This is a genomic window from Protofrankia sp. CiP1_Cm_nod3, assembly GCF_982290655.1.
The window spans coordinates 1-1,227 of the sequence record NZ_CEVIVD010000003.1 but is presented as its reverse complement, the minus strand read 5'-3'; the positions used below and the strand labels follow the sequence as shown (position 1 = coordinate 1,227).

General features: G+C 75.1%; 1 protein-coding gene. It reads right to left on the bottom strand.

Annotated elements, in window-relative coordinates; translation table 11 throughout:
* Window positions 1–7 precede the first annotated feature (7 nt).
* Window positions 8–1,174 (bottom strand): adenosine deaminase, encoded by a 1,167-nt coding sequence (add, locus tag AC5LUJ_RS01510; RefSeq protein WP_250283250.1) that lies wholly within the window; start codon window positions 1,172–1,174, stop codon window positions 8–10.
* Window positions 1,175–1,227: the final 53 nt, after the last annotated feature.

Sequence of the window (1,227 nt, the reverse complement as noted above, 5' to 3'; positions counted from 1 at the left end):
ACGGAGCTCACCGCGGCACCGTCGCGGTTCCGGCACCGCCGACGGGCCCAGAGCTCGGCACGGCCGCCGGCACGGCCGCGGTGGCGGGCGGGAAGGAGGCGGCCGCGGCGATACCGGCAGCCAGCGGATCCGTGCGGGCGGCCGTGGCCAGCGCCGCCCGCACGGCGTCCCAGTCGGTGCCGGTGCCGATCGCCGCCAGCCGCTGCCGCGTCGCGTCGTCGCACAGCGCGCCGGCGACGCCGGCCTCGTACAGGCCACGGGCGGACACGCCCAGTGCCGCGGCCACCGCGTGCTCACGGCCGAGATCGGTGTCGAACATAGCCGGGTCGTCGGTGGCCAGCGAGCAGCGCACCCCCGCCTCGACCAGCGCGGGCAGCGGATGCCCGGCAAGATCCGCCGCTGAGCGCGTCCGCAGGTTGGACACCGGGCAGACGTCCAGGACGACATCCCGCTCGACAAGATCGGCTACGAGGCCGGGATCGTCCAGGGCTCGGATGCCGTGCCGGATGCGGCGCGCGCCCAGGGCGTCCAACGCGCCGCGGATCGAGGCCGGCCCGCCGCTCTCCCCCGCGTGCGGGACGGCGGCCAGCCCGCCGTCGGCGGCGATGGCGAACGCCCGCGCGTACGGTTCGGGCGGGTGGCCGGCCTCCGGTCCGCCCAGCCCCAGGCCGACGATCCCCCGGTCGCGGAACCGGACCGCCTGGCGGGCCACCTCGCAGGCCTCCTCCGGCGGCAGGACACGGTCGATGTCGGGAGTGAGGCCCATGGGCAGGCCGAACCGTTCGCGGGCCTCGGCCACCCCGTCGGCGTAGCCGTTGAAGATCTCCTCCCAGGAGATCCCGCGCCGGACGCGGAACCACGGGGAGAAGATCCCCTCCACGTAGACCGCGCCGTGCGCGGATGCCTCGGCGGCGTAGTCGACGACGACCTGGCGGAAGTCCTCGGCGGTGCGCATCACATGTGTGGTGAGGACCCAGACCTCGATGAAGTGGTCGAAGTCCCGGAAGCGGTACAGCTCGGTGAGCTCCTCGACCGTCGTGGCCGGCAGCGCCTGCCCGTTACGCCGGGCCATCGCCAGCAGGGTCGCCGGACGGACCGTGCCCTCCAGGTGAACATGCAGTTCGATCTTCGGTCCGGTGGGCGGCCCGGTAGGCGGGCCAGCGGGCGCGGTCACTCCGACAGGCTAGCCGCCCCCTCCCGCCCAGGTGCGCGGACAGCCACCATCCC